This is a genomic window from Thiolapillus sp. (genome assembly GCF_048562965.1).
Taxonomy (GTDB): domain Bacteria; phylum Pseudomonadota; class Gammaproteobacteria; order Chromatiales; family Chromatiaceae; genus Thiolapillus; species Thiolapillus brandeum_A.
In genome coordinates this window covers 1-1,502 of the sequence record NZ_JBHNMF010000727.1, presented here as the reverse complement: position 1 = coordinate 1,502, position 1,502 = coordinate 1, and the positions used below count along the sequence as shown (strand labels likewise).

Here is a 1,502-nt window from a genome sequence, read left to right as displayed (position 1 = left end):
CACACCATCACAGAGGCAGACCTGGCGGTCCTGAACGACGGCTCTATCACTAGAGTGGCGGACCGCGGGGATCAGCGGAGCTCGTCGATCGACCTGTCCCTGGTCTCCCCCGAGCTTTTCCCCTCCTGCCACTGGCAGACGCTTCACGACCCTCTAGGCAGTGACCATCTCCCCATCGAGATTACTGTCGGCGGATGTCCGGAGAGGGCCGAGGTTGGGGGCGGAGGGGTGCGCTATAGACTCGGGTTGGCGGACTGGGATAGGTTCAGGTCGATCCTGAGTGCCGATGACACAGCTGACGCACAACACACAGCAACAGAAACGCAGGAGGGAGTAGAATTAGTTTATGAGAAGATCAGAGGGGCCGTCCTTAGGGCGGCGGACCAGTCTATCCCCAAGACGAGCGGCGGGGCTTGCCCCAAGGCCGGTGATAATCCTTGGTGGAACGCGTCATGCGAGGAAGCAGTGAAACAAAAGAGAGCTGCTTTCAAGGCATGGATGAGAAGCCGCACGAGGGCTGACCCAGTAACTATAGCGGAATTGCATACACTATACAAACAAGCCAACATACACTGCAACAAAATAGTGGCCACAGCCAAAAAAGAGTATTTTACAGACTTTATATTAGAGCAGATAAACAATCCATCAGACACGGGTAAACTATGGAAAGAGATCAAAAAAATGAAAAACAAGTTCCATTTACCCGACACGCCCCTAACACACAACAACACACGCGTAACAAACATAGCAGACAAAGCAGAAATTTTTGCAGACACTTTCGCCACAGCCAGTCAGTCACAGCACCTACCCACAGCAGAGCGCACTAGGAGGGAACAGGTAGAGAGGGAGGGGGAGGAAGAGGTAGCTGCAGACAACACTACGCCAATCAACCAACCACTCACACTACAAGAACTTCGGTCTGCCGTCCTCGGCATTAAATCTGTTAAGGTGGCCACCGGGGGAGACCCGATCTCGTACGCTTTAATCAAACAGTTCCCAGACTGTTTTCTTAAAAAATTATTGAACTTCTACCAGCTGTGCTGGCGGGTCGGCACCATTCCTGCCGAGTGGAAAAGGGCCACAATCGTCCCTATCCCAAAGCCAGGCAAGCCTAGGGCTAACCCCTCAAGCTACAGGCCGATCTCGCTGACCCCCCACCTAGGTAAGCTGTATGAGAGGATCCTGAAGCCCCGACTGGAGCATTTCTGCGAGAGCAGGGGGGTGATCCCCCTGGCCCAAGCGGGCTTCAGGAAGGGCAGAGGGGTGACCGACCATACGGTTCGTCTAGCAGCACACGTCAAAAAGGCCTTGAGCCGGCGCCACTCCACCCTAGCCACTTTCTATGATATTCATCGAGCCTACGATACTGTATGGCACCACAAGTTAATTTCGAAGATCAAAAAGATAGGAATTAGTGGAAATTTTCTGGCTTTTATCGAGTCTTTTCTAAAGTCCAGGTCGTTTCGGGTTAAGTGTAGGGGGGTGCTCTCTAGCTCACGACA

General features: G+C 53.1%; 1 protein-coding gene. It reads left to right on the top strand.

What is annotated here, in order from left to right:
• Positions 1-246: 246 nt before the first annotated feature.
• The coding region (locus tag ACOCD2_RS19575) for an RNA-directed DNA polymerase (RefSeq protein ID WP_419625926.1) at positions 247-1,502 on the top strand (1,256 nt) is incomplete at its 3' end.